The sequence below is a fragment of the Actinoallomurus spadix genome (assembly GCF_024055725.1).
GTDB classification, from domain to species: Bacteria; Actinomycetota; Actinomycetes; order Streptosporangiales; family Streptosporangiaceae; genus Actinoallomurus; species Actinoallomurus spadix.
The window spans coordinates 1-14,827 of sequence record NZ_JAMXMX010000046.1 but is presented as its reverse complement, the minus strand read 5'-3'; the positions used below and the strand labels follow the sequence as shown (position 1 = coordinate 14,827).

Annotated in this window: 17 protein-coding genes; 5 read left to right on the top strand and 12 right to left on the bottom strand. The window is 69.7% G+C overall.

Features of this window, described 5'->3' with window-relative positions; genetic code table 11:
* Positions 1–165: 165 nt before the first annotated feature.
* The gene (locus NE235_RS36060; RefSeq protein WP_252811224.1) at positions 166–771 is read left to right on the top strand and encodes a GNAT family N-acetyltransferase; all 606 of its coding nucleotides are present in this window, start codon (positions 166–168) and stop codon (positions 769–771) included.
* A gap of 66 nt (positions 772–837) precedes the next feature.
* Positions 838–2,142, top strand: a complete 1,305-nt coding sequence (locus NE235_RS36055; RefSeq protein ID WP_252811222.1) for an MFS transporter — start codon at positions 838–840, stop codon at positions 2,140–2,142.
* Between the two features lie 30 nt (positions 2,143–2,172).
* On the opposite strand, the gene NE235_RS36050 is transcribed toward NE235_RS36055, so the two are convergent.
* On the bottom strand, positions 2,173–2,505 hold the full coding sequence (locus NE235_RS36050) for a cupin domain-containing protein (protein ID WP_252811220.1): 333 nt from the start codon (positions 2,503–2,505) through the stop codon (positions 2,173–2,175).
* A gap of 83 nt (positions 2,506–2,588) precedes the next feature.
* Between NE235_RS36050 and NE235_RS36045 the strand changes: the two genes are divergently transcribed.
* Positions 2,589–2,726, top strand: a complete 138-nt coding sequence (locus NE235_RS36045; protein ID WP_252811218.1) for a hypothetical protein — start codon at positions 2,589–2,591, stop codon at positions 2,724–2,726.
* A 236-nt stretch (positions 2,727–2,962) separates the two neighbouring features.
* On the opposite strand, the gene NE235_RS36040 is transcribed toward NE235_RS36045, so the two are convergent.
* Both NE235_RS36040 and NE235_RS36035 read right to left on the bottom strand, forming a co-directional pair.
* Positions 2,963–3,685 (bottom strand): ABC transporter ATP-binding protein, encoded by a 723-nt coding sequence (locus NE235_RS36040; protein ID WP_252811216.1) that lies wholly within the window; start codon positions 3,683–3,685, stop codon positions 2,963–2,965.
* Positions 3,682–3,903: an efflux RND transporter periplasmic adaptor subunit gene (locus NE235_RS36035; RefSeq protein ID WP_252811214.1), complete on the bottom strand. Its 222-nt coding sequence runs from the start codon at positions 3,901–3,903 to the stop codon at positions 3,682–3,684. The genes NE235_RS36040 and NE235_RS36035 overlap by 4 nt, the downstream gene beginning before the upstream one ends.
* Positions 3,904–3,936: 33 nt before the next feature.
* On the opposite strand from NE235_RS36035, the gene NE235_RS36030 reads away from it, so the two are divergent.
* On the top strand, positions 3,937–4,137 hold the full coding sequence (locus NE235_RS36030; RefSeq protein WP_343886606.1) for an ATP-binding protein: 201 nt from the start codon (positions 3,937–3,939) through the stop codon (positions 4,135–4,137).
* Between the two features lie 64 nt (positions 4,138–4,201).
* On the opposite strand, the gene NE235_RS37980 is transcribed toward NE235_RS36030, so the two are convergent.
* The 3 genes from NE235_RS37980 to NE235_RS36020 form a co-directional block, all read right to left on the bottom strand.
* The gene (locus NE235_RS37980; protein WP_289849737.1) at positions 4,202–4,330 is read right to left on the bottom strand and encodes a hypothetical protein; all 129 of its coding nucleotides are present in this window, start codon (positions 4,328–4,330) and stop codon (positions 4,202–4,204) included.
* A 363-nt stretch (positions 4,331–4,693) separates the two neighbouring features.
* Positions 4,694–5,806, bottom strand: a complete 1,113-nt coding sequence (locus NE235_RS36025; RefSeq protein ID WP_252811212.1) for a sensor histidine kinase — start codon at positions 5,804–5,806, stop codon at positions 4,694–4,696.
* Positions 5,799–6,473, bottom strand: a complete 675-nt coding sequence (locus NE235_RS36020; RefSeq protein WP_252811211.1) for a response regulator transcription factor — start codon at positions 6,471–6,473, stop codon at positions 5,799–5,801. Before NE235_RS36020 ends, NE235_RS36025 begins: the two co-directional genes overlap by 8 nt.
* A 176-nt stretch (positions 6,474–6,649) precedes the next feature.
* On the opposite strand from NE235_RS36020, the gene NE235_RS36015 reads away from it, so the two are divergent.
* Positions 6,650–7,678: a tetratricopeptide repeat protein gene (locus NE235_RS36015; RefSeq protein WP_252811209.1), complete on the top strand. Its 1,029-nt coding sequence runs from the start codon at positions 6,650–6,652 to the stop codon at positions 7,676–7,678.
* Between the two features lie 243 nt (positions 7,679–7,921).
* On the opposite strand, the gene NE235_RS36010 is transcribed toward NE235_RS36015, so the two are convergent.
* The 6 genes from NE235_RS36010 to NE235_RS35985 all read right to left on the bottom strand — a co-directional run bounded on the left by NE235_RS36010 (position 7,922) and on the right by NE235_RS35985 (position 14,405).
* On the bottom strand, positions 7,922–8,302 hold the full coding sequence (locus NE235_RS36010; protein WP_252811207.1) for an STAS domain-containing protein: 381 nt from the start codon (positions 8,300–8,302) through the stop codon (positions 7,922–7,924).
* Positions 8,303–8,794: 492 nt separating this feature from the next.
* Entirely contained in the window at positions 8,795–9,817 is a 1,023-nt protein-coding gene (locus NE235_RS36005; RefSeq protein WP_252811204.1) for a LacI family DNA-binding transcriptional regulator, read from the bottom strand.
* 6 nt (positions 9,818–9,823) lie between these two features.
* The gene (locus NE235_RS36000) at positions 9,824–11,266 is read right to left on the bottom strand and encodes a glycoside hydrolase family 1 protein (RefSeq protein ID WP_252811202.1); all 1,443 of its coding nucleotides are present in this window, start codon (positions 11,264–11,266) and stop codon (positions 9,824–9,826) included.
* Positions 11,263–12,093, bottom strand: coding sequence for a carbohydrate ABC transporter permease (locus NE235_RS35995; protein ID WP_252811200.1), 831 nt, complete (start codon positions 12,091–12,093; stop codon positions 11,263–11,265). Before NE235_RS35995 ends, NE235_RS36000 begins: the two co-directional genes overlap by 4 nt.
* The gene (locus NE235_RS35990; protein WP_252811198.1) at positions 12,093–13,091 is read right to left on the bottom strand and encodes a carbohydrate ABC transporter permease; all 999 of its coding nucleotides are present in this window, start codon (positions 13,089–13,091) and stop codon (positions 12,093–12,095) included. Before NE235_RS35990 ends, NE235_RS35995 begins: the two co-directional genes overlap by 1 nt.
* A 3-nt stretch (positions 13,092–13,094) precedes the next feature.
* Positions 13,095–14,405: an ABC transporter substrate-binding protein gene (locus NE235_RS35985; RefSeq protein ID WP_252811196.1), complete on the bottom strand. Its 1,311-nt coding sequence runs from the start codon at positions 14,403–14,405 to the stop codon at positions 13,095–13,097.
* Positions 14,406–14,827: the final 422 nt, after the last annotated feature.

Here is a 14,827-nt window from a genome sequence, read left to right as displayed (position 1 = left end):
GCGATCAAGCGATCACTAACGGATCGGTAACGGAGGCCGGTGGTCCGGTGTCAGGCACGCTCGGCCGGGGTAGCCAATGGTCTGAACGTGGCGTTCCATTATCCGTCCGATTCGACGTTACCGTGTCGTTACCGACACATGTGCGGCCATCTGTAGCCTGACGGGATGAGCTTTACAGATAGGCTCGATCGAGCGCGCGAAGACCTGTTTCCGTTGGACTTCCGCAACGGTCGTTTCACTGCTGACATCTGCACGGACGAGGCGTACTTCGACAAGCTCGTCGCGCAGATGTACGACGAGGTCTTCGGCGGGCGGACCTCACACTTCACCGTGCCCGCCGAGCGGCAGAAGGACCGGGAGATCCTGGGTGCCGAGTTCGACACGCTCCACCAGGAGCGCATTCTGGTACGCGACTCCGACGGCGAGGTCGCGGCCTGGATGAAGGGTGAGATGGAGGACCCCTCCACCTTCTACCTCCGGACGGCCGGGATACGGCCCGATTTCCGCAACAAGGGAATCGCGAACGCGCTCTATCCACAGATCTTCCAGTACCTCCGGGGCCTGGGGTACGAGCGGGTCAGCTCCCAGCATCACCCCAACAACGGTCCGGCCATGATGCTGCAGTTGAGCCTCGGCTTCATCGTCGAAGGCATGAACGTCGACGAGCGGTGGGGACCCCAGGTGAAGATGGTGAGGTTCCTCCACGAGGATCGGCTCCGCGAATTCGAGAGAAGATTCGGACTTCCGGAGTACTCGTGGCGCCGAGGGTAGCCTTCCGCGGTCCCGCGCCGGCCGGGTCCGCGTCACTCCCGAATATGAATGAGACCACCCCCTCGAGTGTCCGGTAAAGAACCGAAGCCGATCCTCGCGTCGCGCAACCCCCGGTACTACTTCCTGGGCCAGGTCGTGTCGCAGGTCGGCACGAGCATGCAGGTGGTCGCGCAGAGCTGGCTCGTCTATCAGCTCACCGAGAGCCCGCTGCTCCTCGGGCTCGTGGCGAGCGCGCCGACCTTCGCCGCACTCGTCTTCAGCGCGCCGGCGGGCGTGATCGCCGACCGGTTCTCGGCGCGCCGGGTGCTGTTCTGCGCCCACGCCCTGCTGGCGCTGATCGCGCTGGTGCTGGGCGTTCTCGCCGTCCACGGGTCCCTGACGGCGTGGCAGCTGACGGTCAGCGCGCTCGCCGTCGGGTCTGTGAACGCCGTCATCATGCCGACGTCACACGTCTTCGTCGCGGAGATCGTCGGTGACACGCAGATTCGGCGTGCCGTCACCATGAGCAACACGGTCGTCGAGCTGGCGTTCCTCATCGGATCCGCCGCGGCCGGGCCGACGATCGGGCTCACCGGCGTGGGCGGGGTGATCCTCCTCAACGCGGTGTCCTACGTGGCCGTGCTCCTGACGCTGGTCCTGATCCGTCCCGCGGACCTGCACCGCCGGGCCCGGACCCGCCGGGACGGCGCGCGGCCGCGGGGGGCGTGGAGGTACCTGTTCTCCAGGCTGGACCTCACGTTGCTGGTCGTCACGACCGCGGTCGTGAGCACCGCCGGGACCAGCCTCCCGCCGCTGCTCCTGCTCCTCACGAAGTCGCTGCATCAGCAGGCCGGAGCGTACGGTCTATTCCTCGCGACGCTGTCGGTGGGCTCCCTGCTGGGGGCCTGGCCGACCTGGCGGTACCAGATGACCCTCGGCAGGCTCGCCGTGAGCGCCGTGATCTTCGGTGTCCTGCAGACCGCCGTCGCGGTCATGCCGAACATCCCCACGATCACGCTGGCCCTGTTGCCGCTCGGCGTCGTGTCGCTGGTGCTCCGCGCGGGGGTGCTCTCCCTCGTACAGCTGCAGACCGATCCCGACTTCCGGGGACGGGTCCTCGGCGTCTTCCAACTGGTGTTCCGCGTCGGCATGCTGGCCGGCACGCTGCTGTGCAGCTGGCTGGCGGGCGTCCTCGGGCCCCGGCGGGCGATCGGCATAGGCGGCGTCTCCGTCACGACCTCGGTGACGGTCATCGTCGCGGTGCTCACCCTGTTCGGGATGCTGTCGATCGCCCGCGGCCGCAGGAGGCTGGACGTCGTGCTCGCGGAACGCCCGAAGGGCAGACATCGACTGGTTCCGACCCCCGGGCCGACGGGCACACGGGATCGGTGAATCCCACGAGGGCCGGCGGGCCGCCCACGCTCATGACCGGTCGACCGGCGACCACAGACCGGGCAGGTTCACCACGACACCCTCCTGGCTGCTGCGGGAGATGACGACGACCGCCTCGGTGTCGCCGGGGGTCTCCTCGCGGTGCGGGGCGTAGGGCGGGACGAAGACGAAGTCACCGGGCTCGGTCTCCAGGCGTACCTCGTTCTCGCCGTCGGCGAAGACGGACACCGGGTCGCCGGACACGACGTAGATGGAGGTCTCCGCGCCGCCGTGATGGTGGTCGCCGGAGCTGGTGGCGGGCGCCACCAGCGTCTTGCCCGTCCAGAGCTTCGACGAGCCGACCGCCTTGCTCGGGTGCGCCATGCGCACGGGCCTGTCACGCGGTGGCCAGTGCCTCGGTGGGCGACGTGCGCGCGGCGCGCCGGGCGGGGTAGAGACCGGCCACCGTGCCGACCGCGATCGCGGCCACGGTGCCGCCCGCGATGGCCTGCGCCGGCAGGACGACCGGCCAGTCCCGTACGACCGCGGTGGTGATCGCGATGCCCAGGCCGAGCAGGACGCCCGCCAGGCCCGCCGAGCACTGAGATCATGACCGACTCGGTGAGGAACTGCAGCCGGATCTGTCCCCTGACGGCGCCCAGCGGTAGAGGGTCGTCGGGTGACCGTCGAAGTGCAACAGGCTCTGAGCACCACGGCCGGATACCGCCCGGTGGCCTGGTTGAGGAAGGCTCCCGAGCGCACGGCGCCGCCTACGGTGGCGAGGTCCGGACCAGGTCGCCGGAGGTGAGCCGCGCCGGCGCGGGCAGCGGCCGCGACGCCCTCATGACGCCACCCGCCCGCTGTCGGAACGGACCGCGCCGTCGAGGATCTCCACCCGTCGCGGCGCGGACGCGGCGATCTCGCGATCGTGCGTGACCAGCACGACGGTGGTGCCGCCACGATGCAGCTCGTGGATGAGCTCCATCAGCCCGGCGCCCGTGGTGGAGTCGAGGTTGCCGGTCGGCTCGTCGGCCGGCAGGATCGGCGGTTCACCGATCAGCGCGCGGGCGATCGCGACGCGCTGCCGCTCGCCGCCGGACAGCTCGGCCGGCCGGTGGCCGAGCCGGTGCCCGAGACCGACCCGCTCCAGCGCCCGTACCGCGCGGCGGCGTCGCTCGCGTTCCGGGACGCCGAGGTAGAGCAGTCCGTTCGCGACGTTCGCGACGGCGTTCAGATGGTCGGTGAGGAAGAACTGCTGGAAGACGAACCCGATCCAGGACGCCCGTACGGCCGCGAGCCGCCGGTCGCTCAGGCCGGCGATGTCATGGCCGAACAGCAGCACCTGCCCGGTCGTGGGCCGGTCGGGCGCACCGAGGAGCTGCAGCATCGTCGACTTGCCCGACCCGGACGGGCCGGTGATCGCCACCATCTCGCCGAGCTCGATCGTCAGCGACACCTCGTGCAGCGCGACGACGCCGGGGTGGCGCTCGGAGACCTTCCGCAGCTCGATCGGCGGGGCGGGCGTGGTGTCGCCCGGCGTGCCCTCCGCTCTGATGCCGGTCATGACGAGGGCACCTCCACCCGCATCCCGGCCGCCAGGCCCGGTCCGGTCACCTCCACCTGCCCGTCGGCGAACATGCCGAGCTGTACGGGGACGGTGCGCCGGCGTCCGGACGCGTCGGCGACCTCGACCGCGTACCGTCCGTCGGACCGGGCCAGGAGGGGGCCGACCGGGACGGCGAGTACGTCCTTGCGGCGTTCCCCGGTGAACGTCACCGTCACCGGGGCGCCGTCCAGTCGCCCGGAGTCCCGGGGATGGTCGAGCGTCACGTCGACCGGGAGGTGAACGGGCTGTTCGAGCCGTTCCGGCGGCTCGGCCCGCGCGACACCGAACGCCCTGGGCTCGGCCTGTCGATCGTGCGTTCCATCACGCGGGCGCACGGCGGCACCGTACGCGCGGCGCCCGATCCGGGCGGTGGCCTGGAGATCGAGGTACGTCTGCCGCCGGCGCGGTGAGATGGTGTCCGCTGCGCGCCGCCAATGATGCGCGCCTTCTCGCGCGTCCCAGGCCCGGGTCTTCTCAGCAGGCCGCCGCCTGGTCGAGCACCAGGAACATCCAGTCGATCAGGTGCTGCCCGGAGCGTCCGGCGGCCTCCTCCCACCGCTGCCGGCGTTCGGCGGTGACCCGTATGCGCAGGGGAATGACCATTGCCGCGGCGCTTCGTTCGCTCTGCTCGGCCTTCCGCGCCTCCCGGACCCGGCCGCGCAGCGCGGTCGCGGACCAGCCCTCCTTCTCCGCCTGATCGAGCCAGTAGTCCTGCTCGGGCTCGGGAAGCGCGGCGACGGCCGCGTGGTGCTGGAGGGTGAGGTGCTCCGTGCCCTCGCAGACCTTCGCGGCACTGGCCGGGCTCCGCCTCTGCGGGCTGATGGCTTCGCGCGGTGCAAGATCAGGACGTGCGGCCGGACAAGAGGACGTGGGTGGCTGAGGCGCGGTGGCGGGATCGGGCGCGGTACGCCTTCGACAACACGATGTCGAGATGCACGCGAAATCCTGCTGAGGACCCAGAGCCAGTCAGTCGAACGGACGGATCCCGGGAAGCCGGATCGTGACGAGGAGACCCCCGGCGGGGCGGGGCGTCAGGTCAAGGGTCCCGTCGTGTGCCCGGACGATGCTGTGCACGATGGCGAGCCCGAGGCCGACGCCGGCATGCTCGTCGGTGCGTACGCGTTCGGTTCCGCGCTGGAAGGGCTCGATGAGGGTCGGCACCAGTTCCGCCGGCACCTGAGGGCCGGTGTTCTCGACCCGCAGCACGCTCGCGTCGTGTCCCGCTTCGGTCCGCACCGTCACCGTGCCCCCGGCGGGCAGGTTGTGGACGATGGCGTTCTGGACGAGGTTCGTCACCATCCGCAGGATGAGCGCGGCGGATCCGGTGGCCCATGCCGCCTCACCGGTGACGTGGAGCGTGATCCGGCGCTTCTCGGCGAGGGGAAGCAGCGTTTCGGCGGCCTCCTCGGCGATGAGGGACAGATCGACGGGCTCGCGAGTGAAGCTCCTGCGGTCGGCGCGGCTGAGCAGCAGGAGGGTCTCGGTGAGATCGATCGCCCGCGTGTTCACCGTGTGGAGGCGTTCGAGGAGCTCGCCCCGGTCCCGCGCCGGGTCGTCGCGGGCGGCGTCGAGGAGCGTCCTGGAGATCGCCAGCGGGGTGCGCAGCTCATGGGAGGCGTTCGCGGCGAACCTACGCTGCTCGGCGACGTGGGATTCGAGTTGTTCGAGCATGGTGTCGAACACGTCGGCGAGTTCGCGGAACTCGTCCTCGCGGCCTCTCATACGGATCCGGTGGGACAGCGACCCGCTGGAGGCCATCCGCGCCGCGTCCGCGATCCGGGTGAGCGGTGCGAGCATCCGGCCGGCGAGGATCCACCCTCCCAGGAGGCCGAACACCAGAAGGAAGGCCAGTGCGACGGCCGCGGCGGGGACGAAACCGCGCAGGAGATCGCTGCGGCTGGTGCTCACAATGATCACGCCGCCGAACTTCCGCCGGATGGACTCGGGGTCGGCGTCGGGCACGTGGCGCAGCACGAACACCCAGAGCACGGCCAGCAGGAGCGCGCCGGCGAGGAGGAGGAACCCGGCGTAGCTGACGGTGAGTTTCAGCCGGGCACTGAGCGCCGGGCGCCTATTCATGAGCGCCGCCGGTGTCGATCCGGTAGCCGACGCCGGGCACCGTGGCGATGAGCCAGGGTTCGCCGAGTCGTTTGCGCAGGGCGGAGATCGTGATGCGGACCGCGTTGGTGAAGGGGTCGGCGTTGGCGTCCCAGGCCCGCTCCAGGAGCTCTTCGGCGCTGACGACCCCGCCTCGGGCGGCGACGAGGACCTCGAGCACGGCGAACTGCTTACGGGTGAGCGCGACGTGGTGTCCGTCGCGGAAGACCTCCCGGCGGAAGGGGTCCAGCCGCAGGCCCGCGATCTCACTGACCGGGGGCCGGGCGTACGCGCGCCTGCGGTCCAGCGCCCGCAGCCGCATGACGAGCTCCCGGAGCTCGAACGGTTTGGTGAGGTAGTCGTCGGCGCCGAGCTCGAACCCCGAGACCTTGTCGTCGATCCGGTCGGCGGCGGTGAGCATGAGGATCGGGATGCCGCTGCCGGAGGCGACGATCCGCCGGGCGACCTCGTCGCCGGAGGGCCCGGGGATGTCACGGTCCAGGACCGCGAGGTCGTAGGAGTTGACGCCGAGCAGCTCCAGGGCGGTGTCGCCGTCCCCGGCGATGTCGGCGGCGATCGCCTCCAGCCGGAGCCCGTCACGGACGGCTTCGGCCAGGTAGGGCTCGTCCTCCACGAGCAGCACGCGCATGCCCGCAGCCTAAACAGCACGGCATATCGCCGACATATGCGAACCCGACAGAAGCGCCGCGATGAGGGCCGCGCGGTGTTGCCGACACGTATGCGCTTTCCGATATGTCGGCGATATGCGCCGGGAGATAGGACGGCAGTGCAAACGAGGTCGACTGGCGAGAAAGGCGTATCTCCATGGTGGAGCTCAACCGGCGAAGGCTCATCGCGGGGCTCGGCCTGGCCGCGGGCGCGGCTGCGGTGACGCCGCTGCTGGGTGCCCCGGTCAGTGCGGCGGAGGAGAGAATCGATCCGGACGCACTGCTCAAGGCCGGCCGGTTCGACGAGGCCGCCCGCGGTTACGAGGCGATCCTGCGGAAGGATCCGAACAACGGGCACGCGGCACGGCAGCGCGGATACATCGCGCTGTTGTCCAACCGGTTCGCCGACGCGCAGAAGTATCTGACGCTCGCGGTCGGGCTGGCGCCCGATGACACGCAGGCCAAGCAGTGGCTGGCCGAGTGCCACCTGCGACAGGAGGACTATCCGCCGGCGGTGCCTCTGCTGCGCGCCATCGGCAAAGAGGCGGAGGCCACGTGGTACGAGGCGGTCCAGGGGCAGCCCTACCAGGTGTCGGTGGGGCCGTCCGGCCGCGTCCCGTGGCTGACGATGGACCCGCTGCCGCTGATCGAGGCGTCGGTGAACGGCGGGCCACCGAACCGATTCCTGTGGGACACCGGCAACACCATGGGGGTGGGCCTGACCGTACGGATGGCCGAGGAGGCCGGGTTGCGGCCGGTCTCCCAGACCAAGGTCAACGGCGGCGACCAGCAGGGCATCGACGGGAACATCCCCTACACCCGAGGCAGCATCAACGGTTCCGGCCCGCAGGTGGTGTCCGTCAACACCGGCCAGGAGGGTGGCATGGCGGGTGGCCTGACGCTGGACGCGGCCGACCGGCTGGGGGTGCGCGTCGACCGGAGCCGCCCGATGTACGGCGCCACTCACAGGGAGGTGCTCAAGGGGTACCCCTGCTATCCGGACGAGGCGCGCATCGGCCCGGCCATCGCCCGCGAGATCTACTGGTCGGCCGGGGACAGGATGGTGAACCCGACGCCCTTCGATGTGCTGGCCGTCTTCGGGCACACGTTCTTCAAGCCCTACGCGGTCACCCTCGACTTCGCCGAGATGAACCTCTACATCACCGGCGGCGAATCCTCCTCCTGACCTGTCCGGCGAATGACACCGGCCGTGCGAGTCCCCAGGCGGAGGATCACCCGGCCGGTGACCGGCACTCACGCAAGCGATCAGATCAGGGACGAGCCCGTCTCAATGGGAGTCACAGCCGGGGTTGGGCGCGTCCTCGGACAGGGGGCTCACCTCACCGAATGAGCCCTGCGGTCACTCCGTTCCCGTTGGACACCGAATTCGAGCGACGATGCGTAGCATGACCACGAACTACATCGGCGATCATGCCGCCGACGAGTGCGGGGCGTGCGCGTGACTCCGCTGCGCGGCGGCGACCGTGGCATGAATGGCGAACGCGTGGTCGAGGCCGGTGATGCGCAGCAGTTTCCTGACGTGGGGACGGGGCGCGGCCAGGGCGACGGTGACCCCGTGCAGTCGCGCGCGACGTTGGGTGCCGACGAGCAGCCTCAAACCCGAAGCGTCGCAGAAGGACACGCCCGACAGGTCGATGATCAGTGGCGTGGTCATGTCCTTCAGGAGGGTGAGGATCCGGTCGCGGAGAGCCGCGGTGGTCGCGATGTCGAGTTCGCCGCGTACGGCGATGACGGTATGGCCGGGCAACCGGCGACTGAACAGCCGGACCCGGGGAGTGAGGGAATGCATACGGAATCTCCGATTCGAGATGCCACGGCCGGATTCAGCCGTGGTAAGCGTGTACGAGGTGACGACCTGGTCTCCCGCCAGGGACGCGTCTCCCGGGCTCGAGCGCCGATTGCGCCCTACCGTCTAGATCAGCGTGAACAGCCGGAACGTCGACGAGTCGACTTCACGAAAGGAACGCGCCGGGATCGCGTCGACATGGCGGATGGCTCGCGGTGACGTGAGACGTCATGCTCGCCGACCTGTCCTGGCCCCTGAGAGGGCCGACGTAGTGAGACACCGGGGTCACATCGGCTCGTCTGCCGACGTGGAGAACTCCTCGGTTACCACCGATCCTACTCCATCGCGCCGCGATCACCTCGATGCCCCACGATTCGGGGGTCACGTCCACGCGCAGCAGGCCCCGTCCGCAGGCGCGAGGGAAACGGTGCCGCCGTGGCCGGACACGCACCCGTTCCCGCGCCGTTCAGGGCGGCGAGGCCCGGCATCCGCCGATCAGGCGGAGGCGCGTCGTACGAGTTCGGCGGCGAAGACGATGCGGCGCGGTGGCTCGCCGGGGCCCTCGTCGATCCGCTGGGCCAGCAGCCGGATCGCCTCGGTCGCCATCGCGCCGATCGGGTTGCGGAAGGTCGTGAGCGGCGGGTCGGTCTGCTCGGCGACCCCGAGGTCGTCGTACCCGACCAGGGCGACGTCCTCGGGGACCCGCCGGCCGCGCGCCGTGAGCTCGCGCACCGCACCGGCGGCCATCAGGTCCGACGCGGCGAAGATGCCGTCGATGCCGGGGAACTCGTCGAGGAGGACGCCGCAGGCCCGCGCGCCGCCGGCCTCGGTGAAGTCCCCGTGCACGACCGCGTCGGCGACCAGACCGGCCTCGCTCACCTCCTGCCGCCAGCCCTCGAGCCGGTCGTGGCCGGCGTGCATGTCGGCCGGGCCGGCGATCGTCCCGAGTGCCCGGCAACCGCGGTCGATCAGCAGCCGCGCCGCCTGACGACCGGCACCGATGCCGTCGCTCTCGACGATGGACACACGATCGGTGTTCGTCCACGGCGACCCGATGAAGACCGCCGGCAGCCCGAGTTCGGCCAGGTTCTCGGCGAGCCGGTCACCGCGGTGGTGCGAGGTGACGATGACACCGTCCACGAACCGGCCCCGCAGGTACCGCATCAGCCGCTGTTCCTCTTTGCCCGGCTGGGTCAGCAGCAGCACCAGCTGCAGGTCGTGCGCCTTCACCGACCTCGTGACCACGTGCAGCATCTGCGCGAAGAACGGGTCGGCGAAGATGCGCTCGTCCGACTCCGGCACGATCAGCCCGACCGAGCCCGTGCGCCGGGTCGCGAGCGAGCGGGCCGCGGCGTTGGGGGTGTAGCCGAGTCGCCGTACGGCGTCGTCGACGGCCGCCTGAGCCTGCGGGCTGACCCGCGCCCCGCCATTGAGCGCACGCGACGCGGTGGCCTTGCTGACGCCGGCCAGCCGGGCCACCTGATCTAGGGTGGGCGTCTCGCCCTCGGACCGCACCATCGCGGCTTACGGTAGTGGAACGGCGTTGCGCGCGATCACGTCGGCGTACCACCACGCGCTGTCCTTCGGGGTCCGCACCTGGGTCTCGTAGTCGACGTGCACGATGCCGAAGCGATGCGCGTATCCGTAGCTCCACTCGAAGTTGTCGAGCAGCGACCACACGAAGTAGCCGCGGACGTCGACGCCGGCGTCGATCGCGTCGAGCGTGGCGTGCAGGTGCTGCTCGATGAACCGGCGACGCTCGTCGTCGTGCACCGTCCCGTCGACGACGACGTCGTTGCACATCGCACCGTTTTCGGTGATGTAGATCGGAGGCGCGGCGTACTCCTCATGCAGCCGGACGAGCAGCCGGGTGAGCGCGGACGGGTCGATCTCCCAGTCGCGGTCGGTCGTCGGCAGGCCCCGGCGCGGGAAGACGAACCCTCCGCCCGGGTACGGCGAGGTCCGCGGCCGTGCCGGTCCCTCGATCCGGCTCCCGAGCAACTCGTCGGGCGCCGCGTCGTACGGCAGCGCGGCGGGCGCGTCACCGTGGTAGAAGTTCACGCCCAGGAAGTCCAGCGGCGCCGAGATGAGCGCAAGGTCGCCGTCGTGCACGTACGACGACCACGGCCGCCCCTCGAATGTCATGCCCTCGGTGTCGGCGACCAGGTCGTCGGCGTACCTCCCCCGCAGGAGCGGGTCGAGGAAGACCCGGTTGTGCAGTCCGTCGAGGCGCCGGGCGGCGTCGACGTCGGCGGGCCGCGCCGGGTCGAACGGGTCGGCGACGGTGGGGTTGAGCGTGATGCCGAGCTGTGGCGTACGGTCCGGCGCGGCGCGGCGACGCAGCTCGTCGACGACCAGGCCGTGCCCGAGCAGCAGATGGTGCGCGGCGACGATTCCGGCGACCCCCTCCTGCCGGCCCGGTGCGTGCTGACCGCCGGTGTAGCCCATGAACGCCGAGCACCACGGCTCGTTCAGCGTCGTCCACGCCTCGACGCGGTCGCCGAGTGCGTCGTACACGCTCACGGCGTAGTCGGCGAAGCGGTAGGCGGTGTCACGGCCGGTCCAGCCGCCGGCGTCCTCGAGCGCCTGCGGCAGGTCCCAGTGATAGAGCGTGAGCCACGGGACCATGCCCGCCTCGAGCACCTCGTCGACGAGGCGGCTGTAGAAGTCCAGCCCCTTCTGGTTGACCGCCCTGCCATCCGGCCGGACCCGTGGCCAGGCCACCGAGAAGCGGTACGCCGCGTGGTTGAGGCGCTTCATCAGCGCCACGTCCTCGGGCATCCGGTGGTAATGGTCGCAGGCGACGTCGGCGGTGTCGCCTGCGACGATGGCGCCCGGGACCCGGGTGAAGGTGTCCCAGATCGAGGCGGTACGCCCGTCCTCGTCGTAGGCGCCCTCGATCTGGAAGGCGGCGGTGGCGGCGCCCCACAGGAAGCCCTGGGGGAAGGCGCGCTCTGTCGAAGTCATCCCTTGACGGCTCCTTGCATGATGCCGGTGACGAGCTGCCGGCCGGTGACGATGAACAGGAGGAAGAGCGGGACCGTGGCCATGATCGTGCCGTTCTGCAGGAGCGCCATGTCGGCGATCCCCTGACCAGGCGCGATCTTGAGCTGGTCGAGCGCGGTCTGCAGGGTCTGGACGTCGGAGCCCTGGAGCACCACGAGTGGCCACATGAAGTCGGTCCACACCTGCATGAAGGTGAACAGGCCGAGGATCGCCATGGCCGGCCGGGCGGCAGGTGTCGCGACGGACCAGAAGATGCGGAACATCGACGCGCCGTCGACGCGGGCCGCCTCGATCAGCTCGTCCGGCAGCGCGTCGACGAGGTACTGCCGCATGAAGAAGACGCCGAACGCGGTCACCACCCACGGCAGGATCACGGCCGCACGGGTCCCGCTGAGCCCCATGTTGCTGAACTCCTTCAGCATCGGGATCAGCGCGAGCTGGGTCGGGACCGTCATCGTCGCGACGATGAAGACCATCATCGGGTCGCGACCGCGGAAGCGCAGCTTGGCGAAGGCGTAGCCCGCGAGAGTGGAGAAAAAGACCACCGACGCCGCCGCGATGCCCGAGACCAGCACCGAGTTCCCGAGCGCGGACCAGAAGTCGATCTGATGGAAGACCCGGTGGGCGTTCTCGAGGAAGTGGCCCCCGGGGACGAGCGGCGGCGTGCTCGCCGCGGCGCTCTCCTTGGTGACCGAGCCGATCACGAACGACCAGTACAGCGGGAACACCGAGCCGAGGACGAACGCCGCCAGCAGCGCATAGGTCATGAAGCCGGGACGACGGGCCATCAGGAGCTCCTCCGTTGCGCCGCGCGGGTCAGCAGGAAGCTGCCGAGCGAGACCGCGATGATCAGCAGGACCTCGATCCAGGTCGCGGCCGCTGCTCGCGGATAGGGGTTGGTGGCGCTGTTGGCGGTGTTGAAGACGTACATCGTGAGCGTCTGATACTCATAGTTCGCACCGCCCTGGTGCTGCAGGTTCGTGTCGAAGAGCCGCGGCTCGGTGAAGATGTGCAGCCCGCCGATCGTCGAGGTGATGATCACGAAGAGCAGCGTCGGGCGGATGCCGGGCACGGTGATGCTCAGGAACTGCCTGACCCGGCCGGCGCCGTCGATCGAGGCGGCCTCGTACAACTCGCCCGGGATCGCCCGCATCGCCGCGAGCAGGATCAGGGCGTTGTAGCCGGTCCAGCGCCAGTTGACCATCGTCGCGATCGCCAGCCAGCTGGCCGGGCGGTTGGAGTGCCAATTGACGCCCGACAGCCCGAGCCCGTGCAGCGCGTCGTTGACCAGTCCGGACCGGTCGGCGAAGAGCGAGCCGAAGATCAGCGCGGTCGCGGCCGGTGCGACCACGAACGGCAGCAGGACGCTCATCCTCCACCAGGTCCGCCCCCGCAGCTCGTTGTCGAGCAGGGCCGCGACGATGGTCGCGATGATGATCTGCGGGATGGAGGAGATCAGAAAGATCCCGAAGGTGTTGACCAGCGCCTTGCGGAAGACCGGGTCGTGCAGGACGTGGCTGTAGTTCGCCCACCCGACCCCGGGGCCGTGCGTGACGCCGAACCGCGGCCAGGAGAAGAAGGACAGGTAGCCCGAGTAGGCCATCGGGTAGAACCCGATGATCAGGAAGACCACGAAGAACGGCAGCACGTAGACGTACGGCGACACCTTCGTGTCGAGGTGCGAGAGCCGCTGGCGGAGCGTGAGCCTGGGACGGACGGGAGCTGCTGCCTCGGCCGGCGCAGCCTCCGCCGCTGTGCCGGCCGAGGCAGAAGTGTTGTCGATCATGGGTCAGGAGAGACCGGCGACGGCCTGGACGAAGGAACGCCACGATTCGTCCGCCGACTTGCCCTCGTCGACGCGCTGGACCGCCGACTTGAACAGGCCGAGGATCTCGGCGTACTTGTCACCCTTGTACGGCAGCTTCGGGTCGACCGCCTTCGCCCGGTTGGCGAGGATCTTCGAGGTGGGCGCGCCGTGGAAGTACGAGTCGGTCGCGTTCTCAGCCGCCAGCACCTGCTCCGAGGCGAGGTTGGCCGGGTAGTTGCCCGCGGCCTTGAACGCCCCGACCTGCTGGTCCTTGTCGGTCAGCCAGTTGGCGAACCGCTTGGCCTCGGCCTGGTGCTTCGACTGCCGCGGTACGGCGAGGAACGACCCTCCCCAGTTGCCACCGCCGCCCGGGAAGGCGTCGGCGATGTCCCAGCCCTTCGAGTGCGGCGCGGCGGCCTTGATGTTGGCGAACATCCAGCCTGGGCAGGGCATCGTGGCGACCTTGTCGTCGGCCATGTCCTTGGTCCAGTCGGGGGTGCCCTGCTGGGTCTTCGTGGAGAGCGTGGGAGCGTATTTGGCGACCGTGTCGAAGACCGTGCGCAGCTCGGGGTTGTCGACGTTCACCTTGTTGTCGGCGGTCTGGAAGGGGTACTTCGTCTGGTTCAGCATCGCCTGCGCGACCGAGACGCTGTCGTCGATCCACCGCGCGCCGGGGACCGCCTTCACGAACTTCACGCCATTGGCGAAGTAGGAGTCCCAGGTCGAGAACAGCTTCGCGACCTGCTCGCGGTCGCTCGGAAGACCGGCCTTCTTGAAGAGCTCGGCGTTGTAGCAGAACGCCTCCGGGCCGGCGTCGGTCGGATAACCGATCTGCTTGCCGTCGGCGGTCTGCCCGGCCTTGTACTTGTACTCCAGCCAACGATTCGCGAGCGACGGATCCTTCAGGTCGGCGAACTGGTCGGAGGCGCCGGGCGCGAGGAACTCCGGCATCGAGTCGCCCTCGATCGCCACGATGTCGGGCAGCCCGGTGCCGGCCTGCAGGTCGGAGGTCAAGGTCTGCTTCCAGGGGTCCCAGTCGGCGATCTTGGTGTGCTTGACCAGGAACGGGTGCTTCGGGTCGGCGTTCCACTTTTCGATCAGCTTGTCGTAGCCGAAGTCACTGAAGGTCGTGATCTTGAGAGTGTCGTTCGGGCCGAGAGCCGACTTGCTCGACTTGTCGCTCGAGCCGCCGCAGGCGGCGGTGAGCCCCGCGACGAGGGCGGCGACCGCGCCGAGCGCGGCGACCTGGCGTACGGTGCGGCGGCCGCCGGGCCGAGACAGGGGATTGTGCATCGGGACGCTCCTGGGGGGTGTGGAGGCGATCCAGGTGTGGAACCGGTTCCACACCTACTGGCCGATGACTATGGCCTGAGTCACAGTGTTCGTCAAGACCCATGGACACACGCTCGGGTTTCCCGCGAACGAGGGCAGCCGCAGCATGAGATCGGTTCCACAAATCCCGAAAAGGACGCTCTGGAACGTGCCTGCCAGGCACTGCCCGTCGACTACGGCACCCCGCCGACACCTCCGCGCCGCTCGGCCCGATGGCCCCCGCCAGGTCGAGGAAGAAATCTCGTGACCACAGACGCGGAGCGGGGCGAGGGCGAAGCCCCCAGGCCGGAGGCCGGCCCCGCGACCGCAGGAGCCGGGGTGGGAGGGCCCGCGCGATGACCCTCCACGCCCAGGCCGGTTGGGGGTGCGGGGGGCGAAGCCCC

Coding starts and splice junctions, on each gene's coding strand:
- NE235_RS36060 (WP_252811224.1), top strand. CDS start 166: ATGAGCTTTACAGATAGGCTCGATCGAGCGCGCGAAGACCTGTTTCCG.
- NE235_RS36050 (WP_252811220.1), bottom strand. CDS start 2,505: ATGGCGCACCCGAGCAAGGCGGTCGGCTCGTCGAAGCTCTGGACGGGC.
- NE235_RS36040 (WP_252811216.1), bottom strand. CDS start 3,685: ATGACCGGCATCAGAGCGGAGGGCACGCCGGGCGACACCACGCCCGCC.
- NE235_RS36030 (WP_343886606.1), top strand. CDS start 3,937: ATGGTCGAGCGTCACGTCGACCGGGAGGTGAACGGGCTGTTCGAGCCG.
- NE235_RS37980 (WP_289849737.1), bottom strand. CDS start 4,330: ATGGTCATTCCCCTGCGCATACGGGTCACCGCCGAACGCCGGCAGCGG.
- NE235_RS36025 (WP_252811212.1), bottom strand. CDS start 5,806: ATGAATAGGCGCCCGGCGCTCAGTGCCCGGCTGAAACTCACCGTCAGC.
- NE235_RS36020 (WP_252811211.1), bottom strand. CDS start 6,473: ATGCGCGTGCTGCTCGTGGAGGACGAGCCCTACCTGGCCGAAGCCGTC.
- NE235_RS36015 (WP_252811209.1), top strand. CDS start 6,650: ATGGTGGAGCTCAACCGGCGAAGGCTCATCGCGGGGCTCGGCCTGGCC.
- NE235_RS36010 (WP_252811207.1), bottom strand. CDS start 8,302: ATGCATTCCCTCACTCCCCGGGTCCGGCTGTTCAGTCGCCGGTTGCCC.
- NE235_RS36005 (WP_252811204.1), bottom strand. CDS start 9,817: ATGGTGCGGTCCGAGGGCGAGACGCCCACCCTAGATCAGGTGGCCCGG.
- NE235_RS36000 (WP_252811202.1), bottom strand. CDS start 11,266: ATGACTTCGACAGAGCGCGCCTTCCCCCAGGGCTTCCTGTGGGGCGCC.
- NE235_RS35995 (WP_252811200.1), bottom strand. CDS start 12,093: ATGGCCCGTCGTCCCGGCTTCATGACCTATGCGCTGCTGGCGGCGTTC.
- NE235_RS35990 (WP_252811198.1), bottom strand. CDS start 13,091: ATGATCGACAACACTTCTGCCTCGGCCGGCACAGCGGCGGAGGCTGCG.
- NE235_RS35985 (WP_252811196.1), bottom strand. CDS start 14,405: ATGCACAATCCCCTGTCTCGGCCCGGCGGCCGCCGCACCGTACGCCAG.